Origin of the sequence: Pseudomonas sp. EA_65y_Pfl1_P113 (assembly GCF_963970525.1) — a bacterium.
Taxonomy (GTDB): domain Bacteria; phylum Pseudomonadota; class Gammaproteobacteria; order Pseudomonadales; family Pseudomonadaceae; genus Aquipseudomonas; species Aquipseudomonas tritici.
Genome location: NZ_CAXAQM010000506.1, coordinates 1 through 467 on the forward strand (window position 1 = coordinate 1; position 467 = coordinate 467).

Annotated in this window: 1 protein-coding gene; it reads left to right on the forward strand. The window is 53.1% G+C overall.

The genetic code is table 11. The features are described 5' to 3' along the window. On the forward strand, nt 1–467 hold a 467-nt coding region (locus AACY52_RS30800; RefSeq protein WP_339561463.1), incomplete at both ends, for an IS66 family transposase.

Sequence of the window (467 nt, forward strand, 5' to 3'; positions counted from 1 at the left end):
GCGCAGGAGGTGCCGTTGCGCTTGTTGGGTGATTATCGCGGCTATCTGATGACGGATGATTATGGGGGCTATAACGCTTTAGCGTTGCAACCGGGCGTTGAACGTTTGGCTTGTATGGCCCATGTACGCCGCAAGTTTGTCGATGCACAGAAAGTCCAGCCCAAGGGCAAAGTGGGTCGTGCCGATGTTGCGTTGGCGATGATCAACAAGCTGTATGGCATCGAGCGCGATCTCAAGGACACCAACGATGAACAGCGGTTTATCGGTCGGCAGGAAAAAAGCTTGCCGGTACTCGCCGAGTTGAAAAGTTGGCTGGAGAAAACCCAGCAACACGTCACCCCGAAAAGCACCTTGGGTAAAGCAGTCAACTACCTGGCGAACAACTGGAGTCGGTTGGAGCGTTATGTGGAAACCGGGTTTTTACCCATAGACAATAACAAGGCCGAGCGCGCAATAAAGCCGTTTGT